This window comes from Halomonas sp. A40-4, from assembly GCF_015767635.1.
Classification (GTDB): Bacteria; Pseudomonadota; Gammaproteobacteria; order Pseudomonadales; family Halomonadaceae; genus Vreelandella; species Vreelandella janggokensis.
In genome coordinates this window covers 2983990-3008632 of record NZ_CP065230.1, presented here as the reverse complement: position 1 = coordinate 3008632, position 24643 = coordinate 2983990, and the positions used below count along the sequence as shown (strand labels likewise).

The window sequence follows — 24643 nt, the reverse complement described above, 5'->3', positions numbered from 1 at the left end:
ATGTTGGACGAGCGAGAGCAGCGCTACCTGGCACGCGCCGTGGCGCTTGCCGAAGAAGCCCTGAAGGCTGGCGATGAGCCCTTTGGCAGTGTGCTTGTCAGTGGCGATGGTGAGGTGCTGGCTGAAGATCGCAACCGGATTGCTGGCGGCGACTCTACCCAGCATCCCGAATTCGCCCTGGCACGATGGGCGGCCCAGCATATGACGCCAGAGGCGCGAGCGCAGGCCACGGTGTTTACCTCCGGCGAGCATTGCCCGATGTGCGCGGCCGCTCACGGCTGGGTTGGACTCGGGCGTATCGTCTACGCCAGCTCTTCGGCGCAGTTGGGTGCTTGGTTAGCCGAGCTAGGCGTGGCACCGCCACCGGTGGCAACCCTGCCTATTCAACAGGTGGTGCCAGGCCTTCCAGTGGAAGGGCCGGTCGATGGGTGGGATGAAAAAGTACACGCCTTGCATCTGCGGCGACATGACACTGTTCGCTAGGCATAAAAAAACCGCCTGAGCGCATGCTCAGGCGGTTTTGAGTTACCTGGGAAAAGCTAGTGCTTCAATATCACATAAAACGCATGGATGATGCCGGGCACGAAACCAAACAGCGTCAAGAGGATGTTAAGCCAGAAATGTCCTTTAAAACCCACCTCAAAAAATACGCCGAGGGGCGGTAAAATGACCGCAAATATCATCTTGATCGGGTCAGTCGCGGTAAACGCCATGAAGCCTCCTTTGCTTTCAGGGTAATAGCTCTATCAAGCACTTTTACACAAGTGCGGTTACGGAAATGTAACGAGAGCTTTTTCAACTGTAGACATCACCAGCACTTCTAGCGAGGCCAACGGTCGGTTATGACGCGTGCCATCAGAAATCGTTCCATCTAGTCATGCAGCATTGTTGTACACACTCTTTTGATGCCCCGGGAGGGACCCCCTGTGAAAAGACTCACCACCACCTCGGTTTGCTTGGCAAGCTGCTTGCTAACCCCTTCAGTCTGGGCACAGCCCAATGACACAGAACTGGCGACAGTTGAGGTCACTGCGCCCCGGTTGGCCCGCGAGCTTTACGCAACCCCCGCGGCCGTCTCAACGCTTGAATCGGACGCCATTGCCCAGGGGCAGCAGCGCGTTCGGCTGGATGAATCGCTGGTGCGGGTGCCCGGCGTGTTCTTGCAAAACCGTGATAATTTCGCCCAGGGCCAGCGCATCTCGATTCGTGGCTTTGGCGCCCGCGCACCCTTTGGCGTGCGCGGCATCACGGTCATGGTCGATGGTATCCCTTATACGCTGCCGGACGGTCAGGCCCAGCTCGATGCGATTGACCTGGACAGCGCCGAGCGCATCGAAGTGATTCGCGGCCCGTCGTCGGTGCTCTACGGCAATGCGGCAGGCGGGGTGATCGATGTGACCACCGCCGATGGCCGCGATAACCCCGGCTCGAGCCTGCGCGCCGAGGCAGGCAGCGATGGCTACCGTAAAACATCCCTGCAAACCGGGGGGAGCCAAGGCGATTGGTCGCACCACGTTAGCCTCTCGGCACTCAATGTCGATGGCTATCGGGAGCAAAGCTCGACGGAAAAGTACCTGTTGAATGCCAAGCTTCGTCGGGAACTGGGCAGCGAGCGGGCGTTGACCGCCATCGTCAACCTGTTGGACAACCCGCGCTCAGAGGATCCCGGTGCCTTGAACGCGGATGAAGTAGCAGAAGGCCGTGATCAGGCCGCGCCGAATTCGCTGGCGCTGGATGCAGGACAAAACGTGGACCAGCAACTGCTGGGGTTACAGTACGAAGACATGGCCGCCGGCCCCGGTGAGTTCTACCTCAAGGGGTTTATCTCCCAGCGGGATTTTGAGCAGCAGTTGCCGTACGTCGGTGACAGCCGCATCGGCTACCAGCGGGATTACCTGGGGGCGAGCGCCGAGTACCACCATGAGGTGACCTTGGGGGATCTGCCGCTGAGTTATATCGCAGGCGTCGAGGTAGCCCGGCAGGATGACGAGCGCTTCCGCAAGGATGTGAACCCCCAGGGCGTCGTCGGTGAGCAGTTGGCTGAAGAAACCCAAACGGCCACCTCGACCGGCGCCTTCGTCCAGGGCGACCTGGCCATGACCGAGAAGTTGACCCTTTCCCTGGGCGCACGCTTTGATCAGGTGGAATTAGAGGTGGATGACCGTTATCAGGACGACGGCGACCAGAGCGGCGACCGCCGCTTTAATGAGTGGAGCGGCTCGGCGGGGCTGAGTTATCGCTACCGCCCCCAGCATCAGGTCTACGTGAATACCGGCACCGCCTTTGAAACACCGACGTTTTCGGAGTTTGCCAACCCCCAAGGCGGCGGCTTCAATGCGGCGATTGAGCCGCAAAAAGCCTGGAACCGTGAAGTGGGTGCGCGTGGCTATCTGGCGCCGCTGGCGTTGGATTACGACCTGACACTGTTTTCGGTGCGCGTGCGCGATGAGCTGGTGCCGTATGACGAGGGGGATCGCACTTTCTACCAAAACGCCGGTGATACCGACCGCGATGGTATCGAACTGGCGCTGGGCTGGCAGTTTGCCGACCAATGGCGACTGGATAGCGCCTTGACGCTGGCGCGCTACGAGTTTGATCGCTTCTCTACCCCCACAGAGCGCTTTGGGGGCAATCGTATCCCCGGTTTGCCGGAGCAGACCTGGGTCAACCAGTTGACCTGGGAAGGACGCGATGATCGCTTTGCCACGCTGGAAACCCAGTATACAGGCGACATGGTGGCCGATAACGCCAACGAGACAGAGGTTGATGACTACTGGCTGTTGAACCTGCGCGCGGGCAATGGCTGGCACCTGGGGGACGATACCCGACTCAACGCTTATGTTGGCGTACGCAACCTGCTTGACGAAGACCACTACGCCAATGTGCGTTTAAACGCGGGGTTCGGCCGCTATTACGAGCCCGCGCCGGGGCGCAGTGTTTACGGTGGGGTAGAAGTCAGCTTTTAAAGCGTCAGCCATGTGAGACAAAAAACGGGCGGTCCTCGGTCATCGAGGCCGCCCGTGTTCGTCAGGGATACCCGAAATTACTCCGGTAGCGCGTAGCCAATCACGTAGTCACCCATTTGGGTACCGAAGGTGCCGTGGCCACCGGCCGTTACCACCACGTACTGGCGGCCGTCTTCCCCGGTGTAGGTCATGGGTGTCGCCTGGCCACCTGCGGGCAGGCGAGCCTTGAACAGCTCTTCACCGGTGGTGATATCGTAACCGCGCAGGTACTGATCCAGCGTACCGCTCAAAAACGACACCCCGCCACCGGTCGTCAGCGGACCGCCAAGGGCTGGCACGCCTACTTCAAAGCCAATCGGCAGGTCGAAGGGCATGCTGTCCCGGGTGGTGCCATTACGATGCTTCCAGGCTATTTCGGCTTCCTGCAGGTCGATACCTGCCACATCACCCCAGGAGGGCGCTTGGCAGGGCAGGCCGAGCACCGACAGTAGCGGCCCCAGTTTGACGGCGTAGGGCGCACCGGCATTGACCTGCAGCCCCTGTTCGCTGGCCGAGCCCTGGCCCTCTTCGACCTCTTCACGGGGAACCAGCGTCGAGACAAAGGCCAGGTACTTGGCGCCGGTGAACAGCGCCTGGCGTTCGGGGTCAACCGCGACACCGCCCCAGTTCATCACGCCGACATTGCCCGGGTAGACAATGCTGCCCTCAAGCGAGGGCGGCGTGTACTGGCCATCGTAGCGTAGTGAATTGAACTGAATGCGACACATCATCTGGTCAAACGGTGTGGCACCCCACATGTCGCTTTCAGTGAGCGGCGGTGGCAGCAGGTTAAGGTCAGAACGCGGCTGCGTCTCGGCGGTCCAGTCGCCTTCAACGGCGCCCAGTGGGGCCGGGACTTCCTCGATGGGCACAATCGGCTCGCCGGTTTCGCGGTTCAACACGTAAAGGCTGCCCTGCTTGGTCGGCTGAATGACGGCTGGCTGGGTGCCGTTCTCGGTGGCGAGGTCAATCAGTACCGGCTGGGCGGGTGTGTCCATATCCCAGAGGTCGTGGTGGACAAACTGGTAGACCCACTCGACCTGACCCGACTTAAGGTCGAGGGCTACCAGCCCGGCGCTGTAGGTCTCGTCGTTGGCGCTTCGGTTGGCGCCGTACTGGTCGGGTGTGGCATTGCCCATGGGCAGATAGACCATGCCCAGGTCTTCATCGACGCTGATCGGTGCCCAGACATTGGGCGAGTTGCGGGTGTAGGTTTCACCGGCGTCCAGCGGCTCGGTGTGGTGGGGGTTGCCGCTGTCCCAGTTCCAGACAAGCTCGCCGGTGTGCACGTCAAAGGCGCGAATGACGCCGGAGGGCTCATCGGTGGAACTGTTATCGGTGACGTGGCCGCCAAGGATAATCAGGTTCTCGGTTACCGTGGGGGGCGAAGTGGAATAGTAGCCGCCGGGATCAAAGTCGCCGATATTATGTGTCAGGTCGATTTCGCCGTCATCGCCAAACGCTGCGCAGCGCTCGCCGGTATCCGCATTTAGCGCAATCAAGCGGGCATCAGCGGTAGGCAGGTAGAGCCTGCGCGGGCACATCACGTCAGCGGCACTTGGCATACGGGGCGTGACGTCATCCCCGGCGTCGCTGCCTGGGTTCATGAAGAGTAGAAACGCCAGGTCAATATCAAAGGTATCGCGATCGAAGAGTTCAGGCGTCTGGCGGGTGCCATCCGTCTTATTGGTGTCAGCCTCGCGGGTGTCGTCGCTATCGGCATAGCGACCGGCATCGTAATAGGCGAGGCCGCGGCAGGTCATATGCGCCCAGCCGGAGAAGTTCTCTGCGCCCATGGTGCTGATCTCCGGATCGAAGGACCAGTTGGTCTCGCCGGTTTCCGGGTCCAGCGACATCGCGCGGCTGTGCGAGGTGCAGATATAAAGGCTGTCGTTGACCTTGAGCGGTGTGTTCTGGTTGGTGATTTCCGGCGGCGCGTTGGGGCCTGCCTCGTCGCCGGTCTGAATGCGCCAGACTTCTTCCAGTTCGCCGATGTTGTCCGGCGTGATCTGATCAAGGTTGGAGTAGTGCGTGCCCGCGTTGGTGCCGCCATAGGCGGGCCAGTCGTCACCGGCCACCTGAGCCGGGTTGACGGTCTCCTGGTGGTCGCTGCGCTGGGTATCGAGGGTGCCTTCAACGGTGGCCGGGTCGTCAAGCTGACTGGCCAGGGCGACACCAATCGAAGCGATGACGGCCAGGCCAAGCGCCACGCTGCCGCCCCGCGAGTCGAGGGATTTTCGCCACCACGGCAGCAGCAATACAATGCCGATCAAACAGGGGATGGCCACCCGGGGAACAAGCTGCCACCAGTCCAGGCCGACTTCCCACAGCGCCCATCCCAGGGTGGCGAATAAAACCAGCGCGTAGAGCCACAAAGCAGCTCCCTTGCGTAGGGCGAGCAATACCCCGCTGGTGATAATGGCAACGCCCGCTACCAGATAATACGCGCTGCCCCCCAGGCTAAGTAACTTCCCTCCGCCAATCGCCAGGGCGAGGCCCGCGATGATAAGCAGTAGGCCAAGAAAAATAGCGGGCCATTTTGCCCGCTTGCGGTCTTCCATGAAGTTCCCCTTTTATGAACTCTGGATCGCTTGGCGATCCTCTCGAACCATCATCAGGCGTCATATGCTTAACGCGCTAACTATTTTAAGAGTCAATACATCAATGGTCTAACGATTTTATGTGTTTCTCAATGATATGAAGGGTCACGTAAAAGAAAAAGCCGCGCTGGAAGACCAGGCGCGGCTTAAATACACAACAGTGAGAGGCGTTCAGTGCGGCATCAATTCAACTTGACCAGCATCTTGCCGGTATTGCCGCCATCAAACAGCGCCAGAAAAGCATCGGGGGTGTTTTCCAGCCCTTCTTTGACGGTTTCTTTATAGTCGAGCTTACCGGCGACGACCTGAGGAGCGACTTCCTTGAGGAAGTCCGGGTAATGTTGCCAATGATCCGCCACGATGAAGCCCTGCATTCTCGCTTTGCGTACCACAAGCTGGGCGAGATTGCTGGGGCCAGGGACCGGTGTTTTGGCGTTGTAGCTGTCAATCATGCCGCATACCGCAATCCGTGCGCCCTCGTTTAACTGGCTTAGAGCCGCTTCCAGGCAGGTGCCACCGACGTTTTCAAACACCACATCAATACCTTTGGGGCTTGCCAACTGGATGGCATCGCCAAGCTCTTGGGCGTTTCGGTCGCGGTAGCTTACGGGTTCGATATGCAGTGATTCCAGCCAGGCCAGTTTGTTGGCCGCGCCCGCGATACCTACCACATGGCAGCCTTTTGCTTTCGCTAACTGGACCGCCAGTGAACCGACGGCCCCGCTGGCGGCACTAACCAGGACGTTATCGCCAGGCTGGCAGTTGGCTATCCGGTTGAGTCCAGTCCAGGCGGTCATGCCCGGCATTCCCAGCACGCCCAGGTAGGCCTGTTCGGCCACCCCAAAATCCGGCAGCACTTGAACACCCTCAGAGGAAATCTGTGCAATATCGCGCCAGCCGCCCATATGGCCGACCAGGTCGCCTTCTTTAAGGCGCTCGTCGCGCGAGGCAATGACTTCGCCAACAGCGCCGCCTTCCATGGGCTTGCCCAGCTCAAACGGGGGGACATAGGTGTGCAGGCCGGTCATGCGGCCACGCATATAGGGATCTACTGAAAGCCAATGGTTGCGTATGCGGACGTCGCCGGGAGCGAGATCCGGGAGCGTTTGGGTTTCCAGTTGAAAAAGTTCGCGTTCGGGGCGGCCTTCCGGATAACGGCTTAGCGTAAAAAAGCGAGACTGCATGTTGCCTCCAGCGACGATGTTTTTAACAGCGGTGTTCGTGACAGTGGTGTTTTGAATAACGTTCCGTGTTATCCAGAGACCGTTAGCGTGCTTGATAGTTTCGTCGCGAATCCTGGCAAAGGACGCACAAAAAAACAACGGGCGCTTGAGCGCCCGTTGATGCGAATGCAGTAGGTCGTGGTTAGGTGTTGCTAGTTCAGCAGCGTCACCATAACCGGTGCAACGCCACGCTTCAGCATGCCCAGTTCACGCGCTGCGCTTTTGGACAGGTCAATGATACGCCCTTGCACGTAAGGACCGCGGTCATTGATCAGGACTTCGACTTCTTGTCCGGTATCCGGGCGCTTTACCAGCACCTTGCTTCCAAAGGGAAGGCTTGGGTGCGCGGCGGTCAGTGCCTGTTGATCAAAGGCATCACCACTGGCAGTGGTTGCGCCTTGAAAGCGGTCGCTGTAGAAGGACGCAACGCCGCGCTGTGTATCGGCTGGTGTCCCGTGTGCCAGAGCGCTATTCACTGCCGTGGTGAATACGGCTATGGCAAAGCAAAAACTCAATAACGTGTGTTTGATAGCTCCCATAGGAGTACCTCAGTGTGTCGTGTCGCGGGTTTCGCATTCATCGATGAGGTGCCAATCTGGCTATTTGATAGTAACGCTGGGTCGTACTCTGAGCAAGCTTTTAGACGATCGGCGCCATTGGCCTCATGTTGGCCTCTCTTGTGTATAATATCTGGCGCCTTTTAATTCAGCGGCTTATCCCGGGCCGTTGTTAACACCGAGGCTGTAAAAAAGCGAAACCGGATGAGGCTGCCAACCCAATGGCGGCGATTATGCGCTTATAATGCCGGTTTGAACCCGACGATATCTATCTGCCACAAGATCAAGGATTGCTCATGGCTAAATCTTCTCCGCTTGGTTATCTGCTTGTCGCCGTTGGCGGCGGTGTTATCGGCTTTTTGGCGGCACAGGCCATTACGCTCAATATACCGTCTGAGCTAACACCCGATTCTCAAACCGACCAGGACACTGCTGAGTCGAGTCGTTTGGCAGGTCTTGAGCGCGTTACCCTGGGGGAGCGCTTGAGAGGGGAGGTGACCTCTGAAAGTGCGCTCAACGGCAATGATGGCAGCCGTTTCGAGCGCTATGTCATCGCGCTGGATGAAGACGATTTGGTAGAGGTATCGCTTGCGGGAGCTCTCCAAGGCGTGGTGGCGCTCTATGATGACCAGCTTCAACTGCTGGGTAGCGCCGAGGTATTGCGCCAGCGCATCGAGCAAAGCGGCGACTACATGCTGGTGGTCAGTGGTGCAGACGCCCAAAGCTACGGCCCTTTCACCCTTGAAAGCCGTCGCCTTGAGCTCAGCGATACGGACACCCTGGCGTTGGATACGCCGCTGGATAGCTGGCTTCAGAGCGATGAGCGTGACTATACGTTCACGATTGAAGAGGCGGGCATGTACGACATTGACATGCGTTCCGATGAATTCGACGCCTACCTGGTGCTGGAAGGACCCAATGGCTACTACCGCGAGGATGACGACAGCGCGGGTAATCTGAATGCGCGTATCGCCGATTTTCTGGCGCCCGGCGAATACCAAGTGACAGCACGTTCGGCCTACGGCGACGGCGAAGGTGTCTTTACCCTGGCGCTGATGCCCCGTGAGTTGCCCAGCGATACCCAACTGCGTAATGCGGGTGAGTTGACCCCGGGCGAGTCGCTCAATGGCTGGTACAGCGGTGAGTCGTTGACCTATGAGCTCACCCTAGACGAGACATCCAGCGTCACGCTCGACATGCGTTCCAGCGATTTCGATACGTATCTTGAGCTTGAGGGCAACGGCGTTGCGTTAAGCGATGATGACGGCGCAGGTGGCACGGACTCGCGAATCACCGAACAGCTGCTACCCGGTACCTACACGGTCACCGCCCGGGGCTACAGTCATACCGCCAGCGGTCTATTTGAGCTTAGTACTCGCGTTGAGCCAAGCGAGGGAGAGCCTCAGCTGTAAGCGGGATGTGCCTTGCATCAACGACCAGCTTTCAGACAGCCCACGACCACCAGGGCGCCAGCCACCGGCAGGCGCCAGTCCAGCGTGCTCATACCGGCCAATACCAACAGCAGCGCTGCCAGAATGGGGACACCATAGGCGAGGCTGCCCACCAGGCTGGTATGCCCCCAGCGAAGCGCTTTATCCCAGGCCACCATGGCGATGCCGTAAGGGCCAAGGCCCAGCGCCATGCCAGTCAGCACCGCTTCACTGCTGGGTAAGGCAATCTGCCCTTCGAGTAGCGCACTTGCGGCCGCGGCTATCGCACAGGCAATCAGCAATAAACGCGGCAGCAACGGCGTTAGCGGCACCGGTGCTACTTGGCTAAGCCAGGAATAGAGTGCCCAGCAGCAGGCGGCTAGAAGCGCCAGCGCATAACCGGTTAGCGCAGTGTCGCCCCCGCCCCCAGACGCCTGCGGGATCAGCAGCAGGGCCGCACCGGAAAAGGCAATCAGCGCACCGACCAATCCGCCCATCCGCAAACGACCCAACCGGCTCCACTGGCTGAGCAGCACGAACAGCACCGGCCAGGTATAGGTGATCAATGCCGCTTCAGCCGCGGGGGCCAGCCGCATGCCGATAAAATACGTGCTGACGGCACCAATGATCAGCAGCGGAATACCCAGCCAAATGCTTAGCTGCCAGGTGTGGCCACAGCTGGCAACGTTAACCCGTCGACTTAACGGAAGCGTTGCCAATGCGCCCGCTAACAGCGTTAGTGCCGTGAGCTGGAGGGGCGGCGTGGCGCGGGCATAATCGGCCAGAAGCGGGGCGGCACTCCAGAGCACCACGGCCACCAGCGCCGCGCCAACACTGTAGCTACGTGGAAACACAGCGAGTGGATTGACGGGATGCATGAGCGGTCTCCTGACTTGCCTTGAAATGACCTGCACAGCATACTCATTGCCAACACATCACAAAATCGATCTTTTTTGATCATTTTTATCAAGGAATATGATGTATGAGGGCGCCGACGCTGGATCTGACATTACTCCGCACGCTAGTGGCAATCGCCGACACCGGCAGCGTGACGGCGGCCGCAAAGCGCCTGGCCTATACCCAGTCGACCGTCAGCATGCAGCTTCAGCGTCTGGAAACCCAACTGGCGCTGACCCTTCACGAGCGCGAAGGGCGCAAACTTCGCTTTACCCCGGATGGCGAGCGGTTGCTTAACCACGCCCGCCGCTTGTTGATACTTAACGACGAAGCCTGGAGTGACATGCAGGCGCGCCAGGTGGGCGGTGAGCTGACCCTGGGCATCCCCGAAGACTATGCATCGCTATTGCCTTCCGTGTTTGCCTACTTTCACCAGTTATACCCAGGCGTGGGGCTTCAGGTCAGGTGCGGTACCAGTGGCGACCTGGTGGAACGCGTAAAACGTGCCGAGCTGGATCTGGCGCTGGTGACCCGGCAGCGTAATTCGCCAGGCGGCGAGATCATTCGGCGCGAGCCTTTGATATGGGCGGTAGGCGTTAACCAGCAGCCATCGTTAACCGACCCGCTGCCACTGGCACTGTATTCACCCGGTGCGGATGTGTTTCGTGAGATAGCCGAACAGGCGCTGAAAAACGCCGGACGTGACTGGCGCGTCGCCTATACCAGTCAATCCATGGCAGGGCTGGCGCCTATCGTGACGGCCGGGCTGGCGGTAGTGGTGGTGACGCGGAGCATGCTGACGCCGCTGTTAAGGCCACTCGACGAGGCCAGTGGCATGCCGTCGCTGCCGATGATTGAACTGGCCCTCCATCGCGCACCGCATCGCCCCTCGGAACCCGCACGTCGGCTGGGCGAACTGATTCGGGAGCAATTGGCCGCACCGGTTGATGCCTGGGCGCCCTGACGGCAAGCGTTGACGGTGACAAGTCGGCTTTATCAGCGAAGTTGCCCAGAACTCGCTAAACTAAGCGCAACTAAGCGAATTCTGGGCGGTTGTAAGGAGTACAGCATGCACGAGTTAGACCACTATATTTACCCGCACCGGGTACTCCACTGGCTAGTCGCGGGGGCAGCGCTACTCTCGCTGGCGAGCGGTTTGACGCTGGGTTTTCTGGGTTTTGAACGGACGGTAGAGCTGGTCGGTACGGGGGTTACCAACCTGCTTTACACCAGTCATAAAACGCTGGGCGTGACCATACTGCTGCTGATGACCCTGCGTATCATCACCCGGATCGCGTTCGTGGTACCCGACCACGACCCGCCCTTGAACGCCTTCGAGCGCATCGTCAGCACCAGCGTGCATCATTTGCTCTATGCGGCCTTGGTCGTGATGCCGCTATTGGGCTGGGCGGCAACGGCCAGCGGCGGTTTCCCGGTAGAGTTCTTTCATTGGCATCTGCCAGGGCTGATTGGCGAACGTCCGGCGCTTTCCGAGCGGCTCTTTACCTGGCATGGTTGGCTCGGCTGGGCCATTGTGGTGCTGGTAACCCTGCATGTATTGGGCGCGCTTTATCACTGGCGCATCAAGCGCGACAACGTGATGACGCGGATGAGCCTGTTTGACTAACGCCTTATGGCTTTGCTGAATAATAGCGAGCACCACTGTCGGCTCGGCTGGCTTTAACGTCGTACATTTTTCCATCGGCTTCGTAGATAAGTTTCTTCAGGCAATAGTGATCACCTTGGCTGATGCTCATGCCGATGCTGACGTCAATGCTGACCAGCTCACCACAAGGGAGTTTGATGGGCTTGCGTATGGCGGCATTGAGGCGTTGACGGATGTCGTTGAGGACGGTGACGTCGTCAATGCCCTCAATCAACAGAATGAACTCGTCCCCGCCAAAACGGGCGCAGCGGTCATGCGCACGGGCCAGGTGTTCGATACGCCTGGCGACTTGCTGCAGCACAAAATCCCCGGCTTCATGCCCATATTGATCGTTAATGGGCTTGAAACGATCCAGGTCGAGCATGAAAAGCGCCACGGGTTGCCCGATATGCTGACTGCGCTGGAGGGCCTTTTCGGCGCAGTCGGTGAGGCCTTTACGGTTCAATAGCCCGGTCAGCATGTCGCGAGTGGCGAGATGCTCGAGCGCTTTTGTGCGGTCGGCAACCTTTTGTTCCAGAATCGCTTCCTGGCGTTTCAGCGTCGTCAGCATGTCGTTCTGAGCGCGTTCTTTTTGTCGCTTCAGCTTGTTGAATCGAGCCGCCAGCGCAAATGATAACAAGAGCATTTCCATCGCCGAGCCAATCTGAATGCCGTGCAGAGTAATAAAATTGGCCGGCAAAATGCCGAGATTGCGCAGCGCAAACACGCAGGCGCCAACCAGAAACAATGACCACGCCAAGACAAATATCCGCGCGCTGGGCACGTGTTGCGTGACGCAGTAAACCCCGCATATCAGGATCGTCAGCGCGGCCATGAATCCGGTCACGTCCATCAAGCGCAGGGCCGGTTGAATAGGTAACAGCACAGTTGCCACGAGTGCGAGCAAGCAGTAGACGCGGAAATAGCTCAACAGGCGATGCCAGCGGGGCGTGAATCTTTTCGTTTCAAGAAAGCTTTGGGCAAAAAACGTACCCATGGTAGAGGCAAAGATGAAGCCGATTGCGACCAACCGTGACGTGTTTTCGCCCAGGAAGCTCCAGAACATCAGGGTGCCGATGCCGTTGAAGGTTAAAATCGCGATGGTAAAGCCCAGCGTAAACAGCGAATAATATAAAAATACGCGCTCTTTGAGACCGAAGAATAACAACAGGTTATAAAGACCCAGGCCCAGCAATATGCCGAAGTAGGTCGCGAGCCAGAAGTTATGCCGATCATTCTGCTGGAAGAACGCCTGCTCGGAGAGCAGGTTATAGTTCAGCATCTTGCTGCCCGCCGCATTGACCTTGGCGTATAGGGTAACCGTTTCGCCCGGTGCCAGATTTAACGGAAATACCGCCTGACGATGGGCAAGTTCTCGTTGCTCTATGGGCACGGCGCTGCCGCTTATTTTTTGTTCATTATAATGCTCTCGCATTACATGCAGCGTGACGCGATCCAGAAAGGGGTATTCAAACTCAACGATCCAATGCTGGGAATGCTCCGTTGGGTTTTCGACCTGGGTGCGCAGCCATACTTCGTTGGGTGTATAGCCAAAATTCAAGTCGCTTTTGTGCTGAACCTGAGTGAACGGTGGGTCGCGTTCAAGCAGCTCGTTGAGCGTAAGAGACTCATTACTCTGCCAGAACTGGGTGGGGTCGGTAAGTGAATAGCGAGACTGATCAGGAGAGGTGGCCAGCGAGGCGACAGCTGGTTGCCAGCAGGTTATCCAGATCAGCAGCAGCAAGCCCACGCAAACCTTGCGGTGCAAAAAACATGAATACATAAGAGGTCGCTTTGGTTATGTTCTTCTGCTCCCCGCGCTGATGTCCCTTTAAGCTGTTACTAATGCCGGGGTATTGTCTTCGTTATCGCCAAACCTCTATGTATGGCGTCAGTACAACGCTGTAAATACAAGTACAAAGAAAGCTTAAGATACTATGGCCGTTACGTCGTTTTGATGACATGGATTGCGTCAACGATAATTCAGCCTTTCACCGTGGGACTGCCGAACTCGGATGTGCTAACGCCATTGTAGAACGGTTTTGTGGTGGCATAGGAAAAATGAATGATCTAGGTCAACGCGACTTGCGAAAGTCGGTCGGTGAGGCGCTGCACCAGGTTGCCGCTATGTCGCCAGTAGTGCCAATGGAGTGGAACGCTGAGTGTTTGCCCTGGCGCAATGCTGACCAGCTGGCCGCTTTCGATCAGTGCATGGGTTTGTAGCTGGGGCATCATGCCATAGCCAATGCCAGCCGCAGCCAGGCGAATAAACCCCTCCGAAGAGGGACATAAGTGGTAGGGAAAGCGGCCATGGTAGCCGCACTGGGCGAGAAATTGGTGCTGCAGTTGATCATGGGGGCCGAAGACGATGGCCGGGGCCTGTTGAAAAGCGTCATCGTTGGGGCCGTCAGGGAAGTGCCGCTCCACATAGGCGGGTGAGGCGAGCGGATGGTAGTGCATTTCGCCCAGCGCCAGACTGCGTGCCCCGGCAATCGGCTGCGGTGTGGCGCACAGGCAGGCCGCGACATCGCCATCGCGCAAACGTTTGAGGCCGACGTCCTGATCCTCGATAACAAGATCCAGCAAAAGCCCCTCAGCCTGGCAGATGTCGGCAATCGCCTCGGCCCACCAGGTCACGACGCTATCCGCGTTAATCGCAATGCGCAGACGCGGAGCGGGATCATCCAGCGTGGGCAATGAACCGCGCAGGTCGCGTTCTAACAGCTGTACCTGCTGGTAATGGGTTAACAGCCGCTGGCCTGCCGGGGTCGGCGCCAGGTGTGGGTGGCGGATCAACACGGGCTGCCCTAACCGCACTTCCAGGGCTTTCAAACGTTGGGAGACGGCCGACTGCGATAGCCCCAGCACGTCCCCTGCGCGCTCAAAACCGCCGCATTCCACCACGGTTGCCAGGGCATGGAGCAGTTTGTAATCGAGCATAGTGATGTTCCCGGGGCAGCAGACAATGACGCAGGGCAAACAATGGCGATTGTATCCAGCAATACGCGTTATAGGGCACCAAATAAGATTGAATCCCATGGGCCAATGGATTACATTTCATTTTGAGGCTCAATAACAACCCTAGCATTTTACTTTAGCCGTTTCTGTAAGATCTTAACCTAAAAGGATACTGTCATGCCCGCCACCATGCCCCGTCGCCCTCTTGCAGGCATCGTTGCGCTTAGCGCGCTGATGCCTTTTGCCTCGGTTTTTGCCGACACCGCCGCTGACGATACCGTTAGCGCCGATGCGGTGGTGACTCACTACGCCGACCTGGCGCATGCCAATTACGCCGATGCGCTCAACGCCGCCGAGGTGTTGAACGAGCGTATCGACGAATTGCTTGCCAACCCCACCGCCGAAAACCTGAAGGCCGCCAAGCAAGCCTGGCTGCAAGCGCGTATTCCCTATCAGCAGAGTGAAGTGTTTCGTTTCGGCAATGCCGTCGTGGACGATTGGGAAGGGCAGTTGAATGCCTGGCCTCTCGATGAGGGCATGATCGATTACGTCGAAGGCGATGACTACCAGCACGAACTGGGTAACGAAGGCGCCACCGCCAATATCATTGCCAACGAGCAAATCAATGTGGGTGGCGAAAGCCTGGACGTCAGCGAGATCACCCCGGAACTCCTCGCCGACCTGAATGAAATCGGCGGTTCGGAAGCCAACGTTGCCAGCGGCTACCACGCCATCGAGTTTCTGCTCTGGGGCCAGGATCTGCACGGCTTTGAGGCAGGCAACGGCGAGCGCCCGGTGAGCGATTATCAAACCGGCGACGACTGCACCCATGGTCACTGCGACCGCCGCCGGGACTATCTGGACGCGGTATCCGATCTGCTGGTCGACGATCTTGAGTGGATGGTGGCCCAGTGGGCGCCGGACAGCGACGACAACTATCGCCAGGAACTGCTGGCGGAGAGCGATCAGGAAGGCCTGCGGCGCATGCTGTTCGGCATGGGGTCGCTGTCCCTGGGAGAACTGGCGGGTGAGCGCTTGAAGGTGGCGCTGGAAGCCAACTCTTTTGAAGATGAGCACGACTGCTTCAGTGACAATACCCACAACTCCCACTACTACAACGGTCAGGGTATTCAGAATATCTACACCGGTACCTATCAGCGCCTTGACGGCAGCGTGGTCGAGGGGCCGTCCCTCGAAGACCTGCTGGCGCAGGAAGACAGCGAGTTGGCCGACGATCTTCGTCAGCAGCTCGACGCCACGATGGCGCGCCTTGATGCGATCAAGCAGGCGGCGGAAGCGGAAAGCTCGCCAATGGCCTTCGATATGATGATTGCCCCTGGTAACGAGCAGGGCAGCGAATTGATCAACGACGCGATACTCACCCTGGTGGCGCAAACGGGATCCATCGAGCAGGCTGCCGGTGAGCTGGGCGTTACCTCGCTTCAGCCCGATGACGCTGGTCACCAGTTCTAGACCGGGCTAGCGTCAATCCTGAGCCGCCGATAGTATGACTGTCGAGCGGCTCTGTTGCTTTGTATACCGCATCATCCCTTTCAAGGTATCACCATGTACCGCTTACCCCGGTTTATGATCCTCGCCAAGCGGCTGCCCAGCGCATTTACCCGCAGTAGCGCCATCCTGGCCCTGCTGGTAGCGCCCTTGCAGGCCGCTGAATCGCCTACCCAAGCGTACCCTGTTCAAACGACACCCATGAGCGGTGGCGACGGGTCGGTGGAACAGTTCGACCACAATGCCTACTCGCTGCCGCTGGGCAACATGTCCATGACCAAGCGGCTGGATTTCAGCGTCGGCAATAGCTTCTTCCGCAACCCCTGGGTGGCGGCCCCCGCCAGTACCGAGGCCCGTGATGGCCTGGGCCCGCTCTTCAATACCAATAGCTGCCAGGGCTGCCATATAAAAGATGGTCGGGGGCATCCACCGACAGGGGACGAGAGTCCCATTGCGCTTTTTCTGCGCCTTTCGCTGCCTGCGCAGCAAGCAGAACCCGAGGTTCTGGAACAGCGCGGCGCGCTCCCCGTGCCCAACTATGGCCTGCAGCTACAAACGGCGGCCATCAGCGGTGCCGAACCGGAGGCCAAGATGCTGATCGACTATCGCCCTCGGGAAGTGACGTTTGCCGATGGCACCAGCGTTACCCTGCAGGAACCGGTCTACTCGATTGCCGAGCCCGCCTACGGCGAGCTGCCCGAGGATCTGCAGACCTCGCCCCGGCTGGCGCCTCCGATGATTGGGCTGGGGCTGCTGGCGGCGATTCCCGAAGCCGATCTGCTGGCCGCCGCCGACCCTGACGACGCCGATGGCGACGGTATTTCCGGTCGCGCCAATCAGGTCTGGGATCTGCGTACAGGCAGCACCGTTATGGGGCGTTTCGGCTGGAAAGCCGGTGAGCCCAGCATCGAACAGCAGGGCATGCACGCCTTTGCTGGCGATATGGGGCTGACGTCCAGTCTGGTACCGCAAACCGACTGCATGCCAAGCCAGGGCTGCGATAACTTCCCTAACGGCGGTAACCCCGAAGTCAGCGACGACGTGGCCGACTTCGTGACCTTCTACGCTTCCAGCCTGGCGGTGCCGATGCGCCGCAACATGGACGACCCGGCGGTTCAGCGAGGGGCCGAACGCTTCAATGCCCTGGGCTGCGCCAGCTGCCACACGCCCCGTCATCGCACCGCGGCGGACGCGCCACGCCCGGCGCTGGCGGATCAGATAATATGGCCCTATAGCGACCTGTTGCTCCACGACATGGGCGATGCCCTGGCGGACAAGCGCAGCGAGTTCAAGGCCGATGGCCGCGAGTGGCGCACCCCGCCGCTTTGGGGCATCGGGCTGGCGCAAACGGTCAATCCCAGGGCGGGATTTCTTCACGATGGCCGCGCCCGCACCCTGGAAGAAGCGATTCTCTGGCACGGGGGCGAAGCTGACGAGGCCACCGAGGGCTACCTTGAGCTGCCCGAAGACCAGCGCGCTGAGCTCATTCGTTTTCTTGAATCCCTGTAAAGGGCGTTGAATGGTTGAAAGGCTTGATTGCCAAGGAGTTTAGATGATGGCTGCGTTTCGACGGTTGGGTTTGCTGGCCTGTGCGTTTCTGGCGGCACCGCTTTCTTTTGCTACGGAGAACACCTCACCGCGGGAGATGTGGCACAGCGCCGTGGAGATGCAGTACGCCGAGCTGAGCGCCGCCTCCGAGCGACTGGAGACTAGCGCCGCGCGTTTCTGTCAGGGCCCCGACGATGCACTCAGGCAGCGGCTGGAAGATGACTGGCTGAGTGCCTATCAGGCCTGGCAGGCAGTGCGCTTTATCCAGTTTGGCCCGGTGGAGCAGAACAGCCGGGGCTGGCAGCTGCAGTTCTGGCCGGATCGCAAGAACCTGGTGGGCCGCAAGGTGAACGGCTGGCTGAAAGCGCACGACTCGCCGGATGCCCAGGCGATTGCCCGCGACAGCGTGGCGATCCAGGGCTTTCCCGCCCTGGAGTACCTGCTTTATGACGACGCCATGGATCAGCAGGCCCTTGGCGAGCCGAATGCCTGTGCACTCATGCAGGCCATCACGACCCATCTCGCGGATACCACCAGTGCGCTGCATCGCGACTGGCAGGCCTTTGGCGAGCACTATCTTGATACCGCTGACTACACCGAAACCACCCTGGCCAGCGCTATCCAGGCCCTTGAACTGCTCGAAGATAAGCGTCTCGGGGAGCCCATGGGCCTCAAGAGTGCTCCCGCCAACGGCTATCTGGCGGAAGCTTGGCGCAGCGACAACTCGATCCGCTTGGTAGAGAGCAGCCTTGAGGGCTTGCGTACTGGCTTCCTGCCTGGCCTTACCGCGTTGCTGCGCGAGGCGGATGCGCTGCCGCTCGCCGAGGCGTTTCGTGACCAGTTGGACAAGACGCTCGCCCAGGCCAGCGAACAGCCGTCCGGCTTGGTGCCTGCCCTGGACGACGAAGTGGCGTTTCGCGGCCTGCAGTCGCTCTATCTGGATATCAGCCAGCTACGCCACCTGCTGGGTAACGAGATCGCTGGTGAACTGGGGCTGGTGCGCGGCTTCAATTCCAGCGATGGGGATTGAGCCATGCAGCGACGCCAGGTACTCAAGGTAGGGTTGGGCAGCATGGCCGTGGCGCTGACCCCGCTGAGCTGGGCGCTGCCCGCTCGTGAGGAAGTGGATTGGCTGTTTAGCGCGGTGGATGCCCCCAGCGGTGGGCATTTTATCGCCGGGGTGGCGCTGGATGGCCAGGCCCGCTTTATGATCGAGGTACCCGAGCGCTGCCATGGGGGCTGTTTACGTCCAGATTCTCGCCAGGCGGTGCTATTTGCTCGCCGCCCCGGTACGCGGATGCACGTGATCGACGGCGACAGCCGCCAACTCGCCCATACCATCGACGCCGGGGAGGGTTACCACTTCTACGGGCATGGCGTCTTCGACCTGATCGGGCGATATCTGTATGTCACCGCCAATCGCCTGGCGGATAGCGCTGGGCTGGTGCGGGTTTACGACGCTGCCAACGGCTACGCCCATGTGCGTGATATGCCGCTGGAGGGCATTGGCCCTCACGAGCTTCGGTTGATGCCGGATGGTGACACCCTGGTCATTGGCTTGGGCGGCATTCAGACCCACCCCGACTACGGCCGGGTAAAGCTCAACCTGGACACCATGGCCCCGGCACTGGTGCTGATGGATCGCCATAGCGGCGAAATTCTGGCACGCCACGAGCCCTCGCACCACCAGTTAAGCTGCCGTCATCTGGATGTAGCAGCGGACGGCACGGTGATTGCGGGCTACCAGTTCGAAGGCCCCGAGTGGGAGACCCATCCGCTGATTTGCCGCCTGGATGCCAATGGGCATTTTTCAGAACTGGCGCTGCCCGATGAGGTCACTGCCAGCCTGCACCATTACACCGCCAGCGTCGCGTTTAGCCGTGTTTCGGCAAACGTTCTGGTCACCGCGCCCCGCGGCAACCGGGTGCTGCTGCTGGACGCTGAACAAGGCCATCTGAACACCAGCCTGGAACTGCCCGACGCCGCCGGCGCCCGCTGCGATGGCAACGGCGGCTTTCTGGTCTCCTCCGGCCAGGGCGGGCTCTACCGGGTAACCCCTGGCTCGGCAACGCCCGAGCTGCTGGCCAGCCTGGAAATCCGCTGGGATAACCACCTGACCTGATCAGCGCTGACCTGTTTAGTGCTGGCCCAGGTAGCGCACGCCTTGCATGGCGATCGTCGAGAGCAGGAAAAATCCAGCGGCCAGGGTGACAATGGTCGGGCCAGTCGGGGTGTCGAAGAGGTAAGCCGCTTTAAGCCCCGAGGTGACGGCCAATGACGCAATGCCTGCCGCTACCAGGGCCATTATTTCGGGGGTTCGGCAGAAAGGCCGTGCCGTGGCGGCGGGGATAATCAGCAGGGCGGCAATCAGTAAGGCACCCACAACCTTGAGCGCCACCGCCACGACCATAGCGAGAGAGAGCGTGAGAACTAATTGCTCCCGGCGTGGCTGAATGCCGCTGGCGTGGGCGAGTTCATCGCTGAGCGTGGCGGTCAGCAGCGCCGACCAGCGCCAGCCGAGTAACGCCAACACCATCAGCGTGCCGCCCCCGATGACCCATAAGTCGTCTTTGCCAACGGCCAGAATATCGCCAAATAGATAGGCATTGAGGTCGACACGTACGCCCGATATAAACGAAACGGCAACCAAGCCAATCGCCAGGGCCGAGTGCGCCATGACCCCGAGCAGGGTATCCATGGCATAGCCACGTCCGCTGAGCAACGTCACGCAGGCGGCCATGGTCAGGGCAATCATTAACACCCCTGCAAAAATAGAGATATTAAGCAGTAACGCCAATGCAACGCCGAGAATGGCAGCGTGAGAGGTTGCATCGCCGAAGTACGCCATGCGCCGCCAGACCACAAAACAACCGAGCGGCGCAGCGGCAAGGGCGACGAAAAGGCCTGCCAGGGTCGCACGCCACATGAAATCATCCAGCATGGGCAGTCTCCTCGTGTTGGTGGCGATAAACGGCGAGCATTTGGGCTGTCTGCTCGCCGAATAACGCCTGATAGTCGGGGGAGGAGGCAACCCGCTCGGGTTTGCCCTCGCAGCAGATGTGGCCGTTCAGGCACAACACATGATCAGCGGTGCGCATCACCACATGCAGGTCATGGCTAACCATCAAAATCCCGCAGCGATAGGATTGGCGTACCTCTTCGATCTTTTGGTAGAAGTCAGCGACGCCACGATAATCAAGCCCCTGTGTGGCTTCGTCGAGAATCAGGATGTCTGGCCTGTTGATGAGCGCACGGGCCAGCAACACGCGTTGCAACTGCCCGCCAGACAGCTGGCTCATCGCCGCATTGTGTAACCCTTCAACCCCGGCATTTGTCAGCGCCTGGTGCACATCGTCCCAGGGGTGGCGGTGGGGCAGGTTAATAAAGCGCGAGACGGTGATGGGGAGCGTCGGGTCTAGATGCAGCCGCTGGGGCACGTAACCGATATTCAGGCCTGCGTCGATTTCCACACGGCCTGACGTTGGCTTGATGGCGCCCACTAGCGTTTTAACCAGCGTGGATTTTCCCGACCCGTTGGGGCCGATCAGCGTGACGATTTCTTCGCGATGCAGCGCCAGGTGGATGTCTTCAAGAATCGGTTTTCCCCCGATGCGCACGTTGAGTTGGCAAGCGCGCAAAAGGGAAGCGCTAGGGGTAATAGATTGGAGCATCAGCAGGCAAACTCTGGCTTACGTATTTATTGTTATGTTATAACATATTTGGCGGAGGGCGCCTAGCGTTACGCGTGGACGAAAGCGCCTGACCATAAGACGACGATTATTTACCTGCTGTTGACCATTAGGAGAGAGCCATGACGTATCGCTTGGCACATTACGCCTTACCGCTGTTGGTGGGCCTTCCCTTGACGGCCTTGGCCGATGTTCCCCGTGTGGCGGTGGATATCCCGCCGGTACATTCACTGGTGGCCAAGGTGATGGGTGATCGTGGGTCACCTGAGCTTTTCATCCAGCCCGGCGCATCCCCCCACGGTTATTCACTACGGCCCTCGGAAGCAGACGCCTTGGATAATGCCGATCTGGTTGTATGGGTAAGCAACGATCTAACGCCATGGCTATCAGGCCCGGTGGAGAATCTGGCCGGCGATGCCAGGCATCTGGAGTTGATGCGCGTCTCCGACATCAACACCTTTGCCTATCGCGAAGGCGCGACGTTCGATGTCGCTGACCACGACCACGACCACGACCACGACCACGACCACGACCACGACCATGGTCATGATCATGCCCATCATCACGACGGACAAGACCCGCATGGTTGGATGGATCCTGACAACGCACGGCGTTGGCTCGACGCCATTGCCCAGCAGCTTGGTGAACTGGACCCGGAAAACGCAGATTATTACCGTGACAATGCGGCGAAAGGTCGACAAGCGCTTGAATCACTTGAGCAAGACATCGAAGAGCGCTTGGCCACCAGCGAGAGTACTCGCTTTATCGTGTTCCACGACGCCTATCAGTATTTTGAGAAGGCGTTTGATGTAACGGCAGCGGGCGCGATTTCCATCGGCGATGCCTCCTCACCCAGCCCTGCACGCATTGAAGCTATTCAAACGATGGTCAACGAAGAGGACATTCACTGCGTCTTCAGCGAGCCGCAGTTTAACCCGCAAATTGTCGATGCCGTCTTTGGCGATACCGATACCTATATCGGCGTCATGGACCCCCTGGGCGTTGACCTAACGCCTGGCCCCGAGCTTTACGACGCGCTGCTCAACCAGATGGCGGATGAAATCCAGCATTGCACAAACGCCATGTGACTGGCTGGAAAGGCTGGCGCGTCACTGCGCCACGGCGATATTGTGCTCCCCGTTCGGGTGCTTCATGACCTGCATGGGGAGCCCGTAAATCGCTTCCAAGGTGCTGTCGCACATCATGTCGTTGGGGGAGCCGCAGGCCAGTAGGCGGCCGCTGTGCAGCGCCATCAGTTCATCGCAGTAGCGCGAGGCCATGTTGATATCGTGCAGCACGATAATCACCCCGAGGTTTAGCTCATCGCACAGCTTGCGAATCAGCGCCAGGACTTCGATCTGGTGGGCGATATCCAGCGCTGCAAGTGGCTCATCCAGGAGTAGAAAACGGCTGCCCTGTGCCAACAGCATTGCAAGCCAGACTCGTTGACGCTCGCCGCCGGAAAGCGTATCGACCAGGCGGTCGGCGAAGTCCTCGGTGTGGGTGAGGGCAATGGCGCGGTCAATAGCGTCCTTGTCTTTTTGGGTGTGGCGCCCCAGCAGGCCGTGCCAAGGGTAGCGGCCAAAGGCCACCAGCTCGCGCCCGGTAAGACTCTCAGCGCTGGGCAGGTGTTGAGGTAAATACGCGACTTGGCGAGCGAACTCGCGGTTGCCCCAATCACTCAGCGGGCGCTGATCAAAGTAGATCTCTCCCTGGCTGGTAGGCTGCTGCTGGGCCATGAGCTTTATCAAGGTCGACTTGCCCGAGCCATTATGGCCAATCAGGCCGTAAATCTTGCCTTCCTGAAAGCTATGTTCAATGGGCGTTAGAATCGGTTTGCCATTGATTTCGAAGGTGGCCCCTTTGACCTCGAACATGAATCACTCCTAGCGATGCGTTAATGACCATGGCTCCATTCTAGTGCTAATAGTTCTCATTTTTAACAAAGAAATGGAAAAAAATCACGCGGGAGCGACTGCGCTCTGTGCAGGCGCGCTATCGGTAGGCAGAAGGAGAGGTGCCGATCAGGCATGGCAATGCGGTTTAGTTGTTTTTCATCAACGTCAACAGTTGGCCATGCCGCTTGGGGTGGGCCACAAGCAAGCTATTCCATTCGCCGGGATGCGCCTCACCAGCGAGGTCGGTAACGCTGCAGCCTGCTTCTCGGGCAATCACAATGCCCGCGGCGATATCCCAGAACTCGAGCTTGGCGCCCTGGGACCAAAAGGCATCAAAACGGCCCAGACTGACGTAGGCGATCTCGAGAGCCGCCGAGCCAGGGCTGCGGATGCCAGCCACTTGTAGCATCAGCGCGGTAAGCTGGTTCAGGGCCGTGGCGCAATCGCCTTTGGCATGGTAGGGCAGGCAAGTGCTCACCAGCATTTCGGTCATTGGGCGAGGCGAAGGTGTGGTGAGCTTTCGATCATTGAGAAAAGCCCCCATGCCTTGGGCCGCCCAAAGCATTTCATCAAGCAGTGGTTGATAGACAACGCCCATGACGAGCTCATTACCTTTGGTGACCGCGATCGACACCGAAAAATGTGGCACGCCGTGCAGGAAGTTATTGGTGCCATCCAGCGGATCAATCACCACGGTATAGTCGCTATCGGAACTGGGCGTCAGGCCGCTTTCCTCACCAAGAAAGGCAATATCGGGAAAAGCGCTGCCGATACAGTCGATAATGATATTTTCAGCCGTTGTATCGTAGTAAGTCACGAAATCAGACGCGCCCTTTTGCTCAAAGGCAATCCGCCCCTTTTGCGAATACCCCTCGCGCAACAAGGTGCCAGCTTCATAGGCGGCTTGCTTCACCGTTTCGAGCAGGTCATTGCTATCCAGCATCGTTATTCCCCTGGGCAGAGCGACTGATGCGCCTTGCTGAGCGCATGGTAGCTTCACGATAACCCGCTATCCATGACGCGCCGGTGACAGACACCTGCCTCGGGTTGATTCAGATTGGTCTCACCGATTGACTTACTGCCATTTAACGCAAATAATAACTATTGCCATTTATTCCGTAGTGTCAATCAAGGCAGGAGGCCGAGCTATGGATGTCCACCCCTGGAGCGCTGAATTAGAGGATATTTTCGTCAATCAGCGCCCCCGGCTCCGCTGTGTCGCTGCAAGGGTCCTGGGCAATACCGATCAAGCCGATGATGTATTGCAGGATGCCTACCTGAAAATTTCAGAGGCCACCACGCTGTTTGAGATGAAGCAGCCCATATCCTACGTGTCGCTTGTGGTGCGCAACCTTGCCATTGACCGCTGCCGCCGCTCGGCCTTTGAGTCAACGCTGTTCGCAAAAGAGGAGGAGGGAGATAACGCTTCCTGCGCCTCACACTCCCCCGAAGTGATTGCCATTGATCGCCAGTCTCTGGCCCAGGTGGTGGACGCACTGGATGAGCTGCCCGAGCGAACGCGGCGCGCCTTTGAACTCTACCGTTCGGGAAGCCATACGCAACGGGAAGTGGCTCAGTTGCTGGGGGTTTCCACCACGTCAGTCAACTTCATGATTCGTGATGCGCTAACTTATTGCCGTCAGTCACTGCGAGGCACGTCGTTGCCAGGCAGATAAGCAGACGT

The 24643-nt window shown here is 59.0% G+C and carries 22 protein-coding genes; 11 read left to right on the top strand and 11 right to left on the bottom strand.

What is annotated here, in order from left to right; all coding sequences use genetic code 11:
- Entirely contained in the window at positions 1–483 is a 483-nt protein-coding gene (locus IT895_RS14100; RefSeq protein ID WP_199283844.1) for a nucleoside deaminase, read from the top strand.
- Positions 484–539: 56 nt separating this feature from the next.
- On the opposite strand, the gene IT895_RS14095 is transcribed toward IT895_RS14100, so the two are convergent.
- Positions 540–713: a YqaE/Pmp3 family membrane protein gene (locus IT895_RS14095; RefSeq protein ID WP_066319665.1), complete on the bottom strand. Its 174-nt coding sequence runs from the start codon at positions 711–713 to the stop codon at positions 540–542.
- 213 nt (positions 714–926) lie between these two features.
- Between IT895_RS14095 and IT895_RS14090 the strand changes: the two genes are divergently transcribed.
- Positions 927–2966, top strand: a complete 2040-nt coding sequence (locus IT895_RS14090; RefSeq protein ID WP_442786522.1) for a TonB-dependent receptor family protein — start codon at positions 927–929, stop codon at positions 2964–2966.
- Between the two features lie 77 nt (positions 2967–3043).
- On the opposite strand, the gene IT895_RS14085 is transcribed toward IT895_RS14090, so the two are convergent.
- From IT895_RS14085 to IT895_RS14075, 3 genes are all read right to left on the bottom strand, one after another.
- Positions 3044–5566, bottom strand: coding sequence for a glucose/quinate/shikimate family membrane-bound PQQ-dependent dehydrogenase (locus IT895_RS14085; protein ID WP_199283842.1), 2523 nt, complete (start codon positions 5564–5566; stop codon positions 3044–3046).
- A 221-nt stretch (positions 5567–5787) separates the two neighbouring features.
- Positions 5788–6789, bottom strand: coding sequence for an NADP-dependent oxidoreductase (locus IT895_RS14080; RefSeq protein WP_085918246.1), 1002 nt, complete (start codon positions 6787–6789; stop codon positions 5788–5790).
- Between the two features lie 191 nt (positions 6790–6980).
- Positions 6981–7367 (bottom strand): septal ring lytic transglycosylase RlpA family protein, encoded by a 387-nt coding sequence (locus IT895_RS14075; RefSeq protein WP_199283841.1) that lies wholly within the window; start codon positions 7365–7367, stop codon positions 6981–6983.
- Between the two features lie 314 nt (positions 7368–7681).
- On the opposite strand from IT895_RS14075, the gene IT895_RS14070 reads away from it, so the two are divergent.
- Positions 7682–8797: a hypothetical protein gene (locus tag IT895_RS14070; protein ID WP_199283840.1), complete on the top strand. Its 1116-nt coding sequence runs from the start codon at positions 7682–7684 to the stop codon at positions 8795–8797.
- Positions 8798–8814: 17 nt separating this feature from the next.
- Here IT895_RS14070 and IT895_RS14065 read toward each other — a convergent pair whose 3' ends face one another.
- Entirely contained in the window at positions 8815–9693 is an 879-nt protein-coding gene (locus IT895_RS14065) for a DMT family transporter (protein WP_199283839.1), read from the bottom strand.
- Positions 9694–9797: 104 nt separating this feature from the next.
- Here IT895_RS14065 and IT895_RS14060 point away from each other — a divergent pair, with 104 nt between their 5' ends.
- Together IT895_RS14060 and IT895_RS14055 are read left to right on the top strand one after the other, a co-directional pair.
- Positions 9798–10676 carry a LysR substrate-binding domain-containing protein gene (locus tag IT895_RS14060; protein WP_199283838.1) on the top strand — a complete coding sequence of 293 codons (879 nt, stop codon included), beginning with the start codon at positions 9798–9800 and terminating at the stop codon, positions 10674–10676.
- A gap of 105 nt (positions 10677–10781) precedes the next feature.
- The gene (locus tag IT895_RS14055; RefSeq protein ID WP_066319680.1) at positions 10782–11339 is read left to right on the top strand and encodes a cytochrome b; all 558 of its coding nucleotides are present in this window, start codon (positions 10782–10784) and stop codon (positions 11337–11339) included.
- A gap of 4 nt (positions 11340–11343) precedes the next feature.
- Here IT895_RS14055 and IT895_RS14050 read toward each other — a convergent pair whose 3' ends face one another.
- Positions 11344–13140, bottom strand: a complete 1797-nt coding sequence (locus tag IT895_RS14050; RefSeq protein ID WP_199283837.1) for a sensor domain-containing diguanylate cyclase — start codon at positions 13138–13140, stop codon at positions 11344–11346.
- A gap of 287 nt (positions 13141–13427) precedes the next feature.
- Entirely contained in the window at positions 13428–14297 is an 870-nt protein-coding gene (locus tag IT895_RS14045) for a LysR family transcriptional regulator ArgP (RefSeq protein WP_199283836.1), read from the bottom strand.
- A 195-nt stretch (positions 14298–14492) separates the two neighbouring features.
- Between IT895_RS14045 and IT895_RS14040 the strand changes: the two genes are divergently transcribed.
- From IT895_RS14040 to IT895_RS14025, 4 genes are all read left to right on the top strand, one after another.
- A complete protein-coding gene (locus IT895_RS14040; RefSeq protein WP_199283835.1) occupies positions 14493–15788 on the top strand; it encodes an imelysin family protein in 1296 nt (431 codons plus the stop codon).
- Positions 15789–15881: 93 nt separating this feature from the next.
- Positions 15882–17333: a di-heme oxidoreductase family protein gene (locus tag IT895_RS14035; protein ID WP_199283834.1), complete on the top strand. Its 1452-nt coding sequence runs from the start codon at positions 15882–15884 to the stop codon at positions 17331–17333.
- Between the two features lie 43 nt (positions 17334–17376).
- Positions 17377–18402, top strand: coding sequence for an imelysin family protein (locus tag IT895_RS14030; protein ID WP_199283833.1), 1026 nt, complete (start codon positions 17377–17379; stop codon positions 18400–18402).
- Between the two features lie 3 nt (positions 18403–18405).
- Entirely contained in the window at positions 18406–19494 is a 1089-nt protein-coding gene (locus tag IT895_RS14025) for a DUF1513 domain-containing protein (protein ID WP_199283832.1), read from the top strand.
- Positions 19495–19509: 15 nt separating this feature from the next.
- On the opposite strand, the gene IT895_RS14020 is transcribed toward IT895_RS14025, so the two are convergent.
- Complete coding sequence (locus IT895_RS14020) at positions 19510–20313, bottom strand: metal ABC transporter permease (RefSeq protein ID WP_066319694.1); 804 nt, start codon at positions 20311–20313, stop codon at positions 19510–19512.
- Complete coding sequence (locus tag IT895_RS14015; protein ID WP_199283831.1) at positions 20303–21043, bottom strand: ATP-binding cassette domain-containing protein; 741 nt, start codon at positions 21041–21043, stop codon at positions 20303–20305. The genes IT895_RS14020 and IT895_RS14015 overlap by 11 nt, the downstream gene beginning before the upstream one ends.
- Before the next feature lie 140 nt (positions 21044–21183).
- On the opposite strand from IT895_RS14015, the gene IT895_RS14010 reads away from it, so the two are divergent.
- Positions 21184–22149 carry a zinc ABC transporter substrate-binding protein gene (locus tag IT895_RS14010; protein WP_199283830.1) on the top strand — a complete coding sequence of 322 codons (966 nt, stop codon included), beginning with the start codon at positions 21184–21186 and terminating at the stop codon, positions 22147–22149.
- A 21-nt stretch (positions 22150–22170) separates the two neighbouring features.
- Here IT895_RS14010 and IT895_RS14005 read toward each other — a convergent pair whose 3' ends face one another.
- Together IT895_RS14005 and IT895_RS14000 are read right to left on the bottom strand one after the other, a co-directional pair.
- Positions 22171–22938 carry an ABC transporter ATP-binding protein gene (locus IT895_RS14005; RefSeq protein WP_199283829.1) on the bottom strand — a complete coding sequence of 256 codons (768 nt, stop codon included), beginning with the start codon at positions 22936–22938 and terminating at the stop codon, positions 22171–22173.
- 166 nt (positions 22939–23104) lie between these two features.
- The gene (locus IT895_RS14000; protein ID WP_199283828.1) at positions 23105–23902 is read right to left on the bottom strand and encodes an inositol monophosphatase family protein; all 798 of its coding nucleotides are present in this window, start codon (positions 23900–23902) and stop codon (positions 23105–23107) included.
- A gap of 205 nt (positions 23903–24107) precedes the next feature.
- Between IT895_RS14000 and IT895_RS13995 the strand changes: the two genes are divergently transcribed.
- On the top strand, positions 24108–24635 hold the full coding sequence (locus IT895_RS13995; RefSeq protein ID WP_233337257.1) for an RNA polymerase factor sigma-70: 528 nt from the start codon (positions 24108–24110) through the stop codon (positions 24633–24635).
- The last annotated feature ends 8 nt before the right edge of the window (positions 24636–24643 follow it).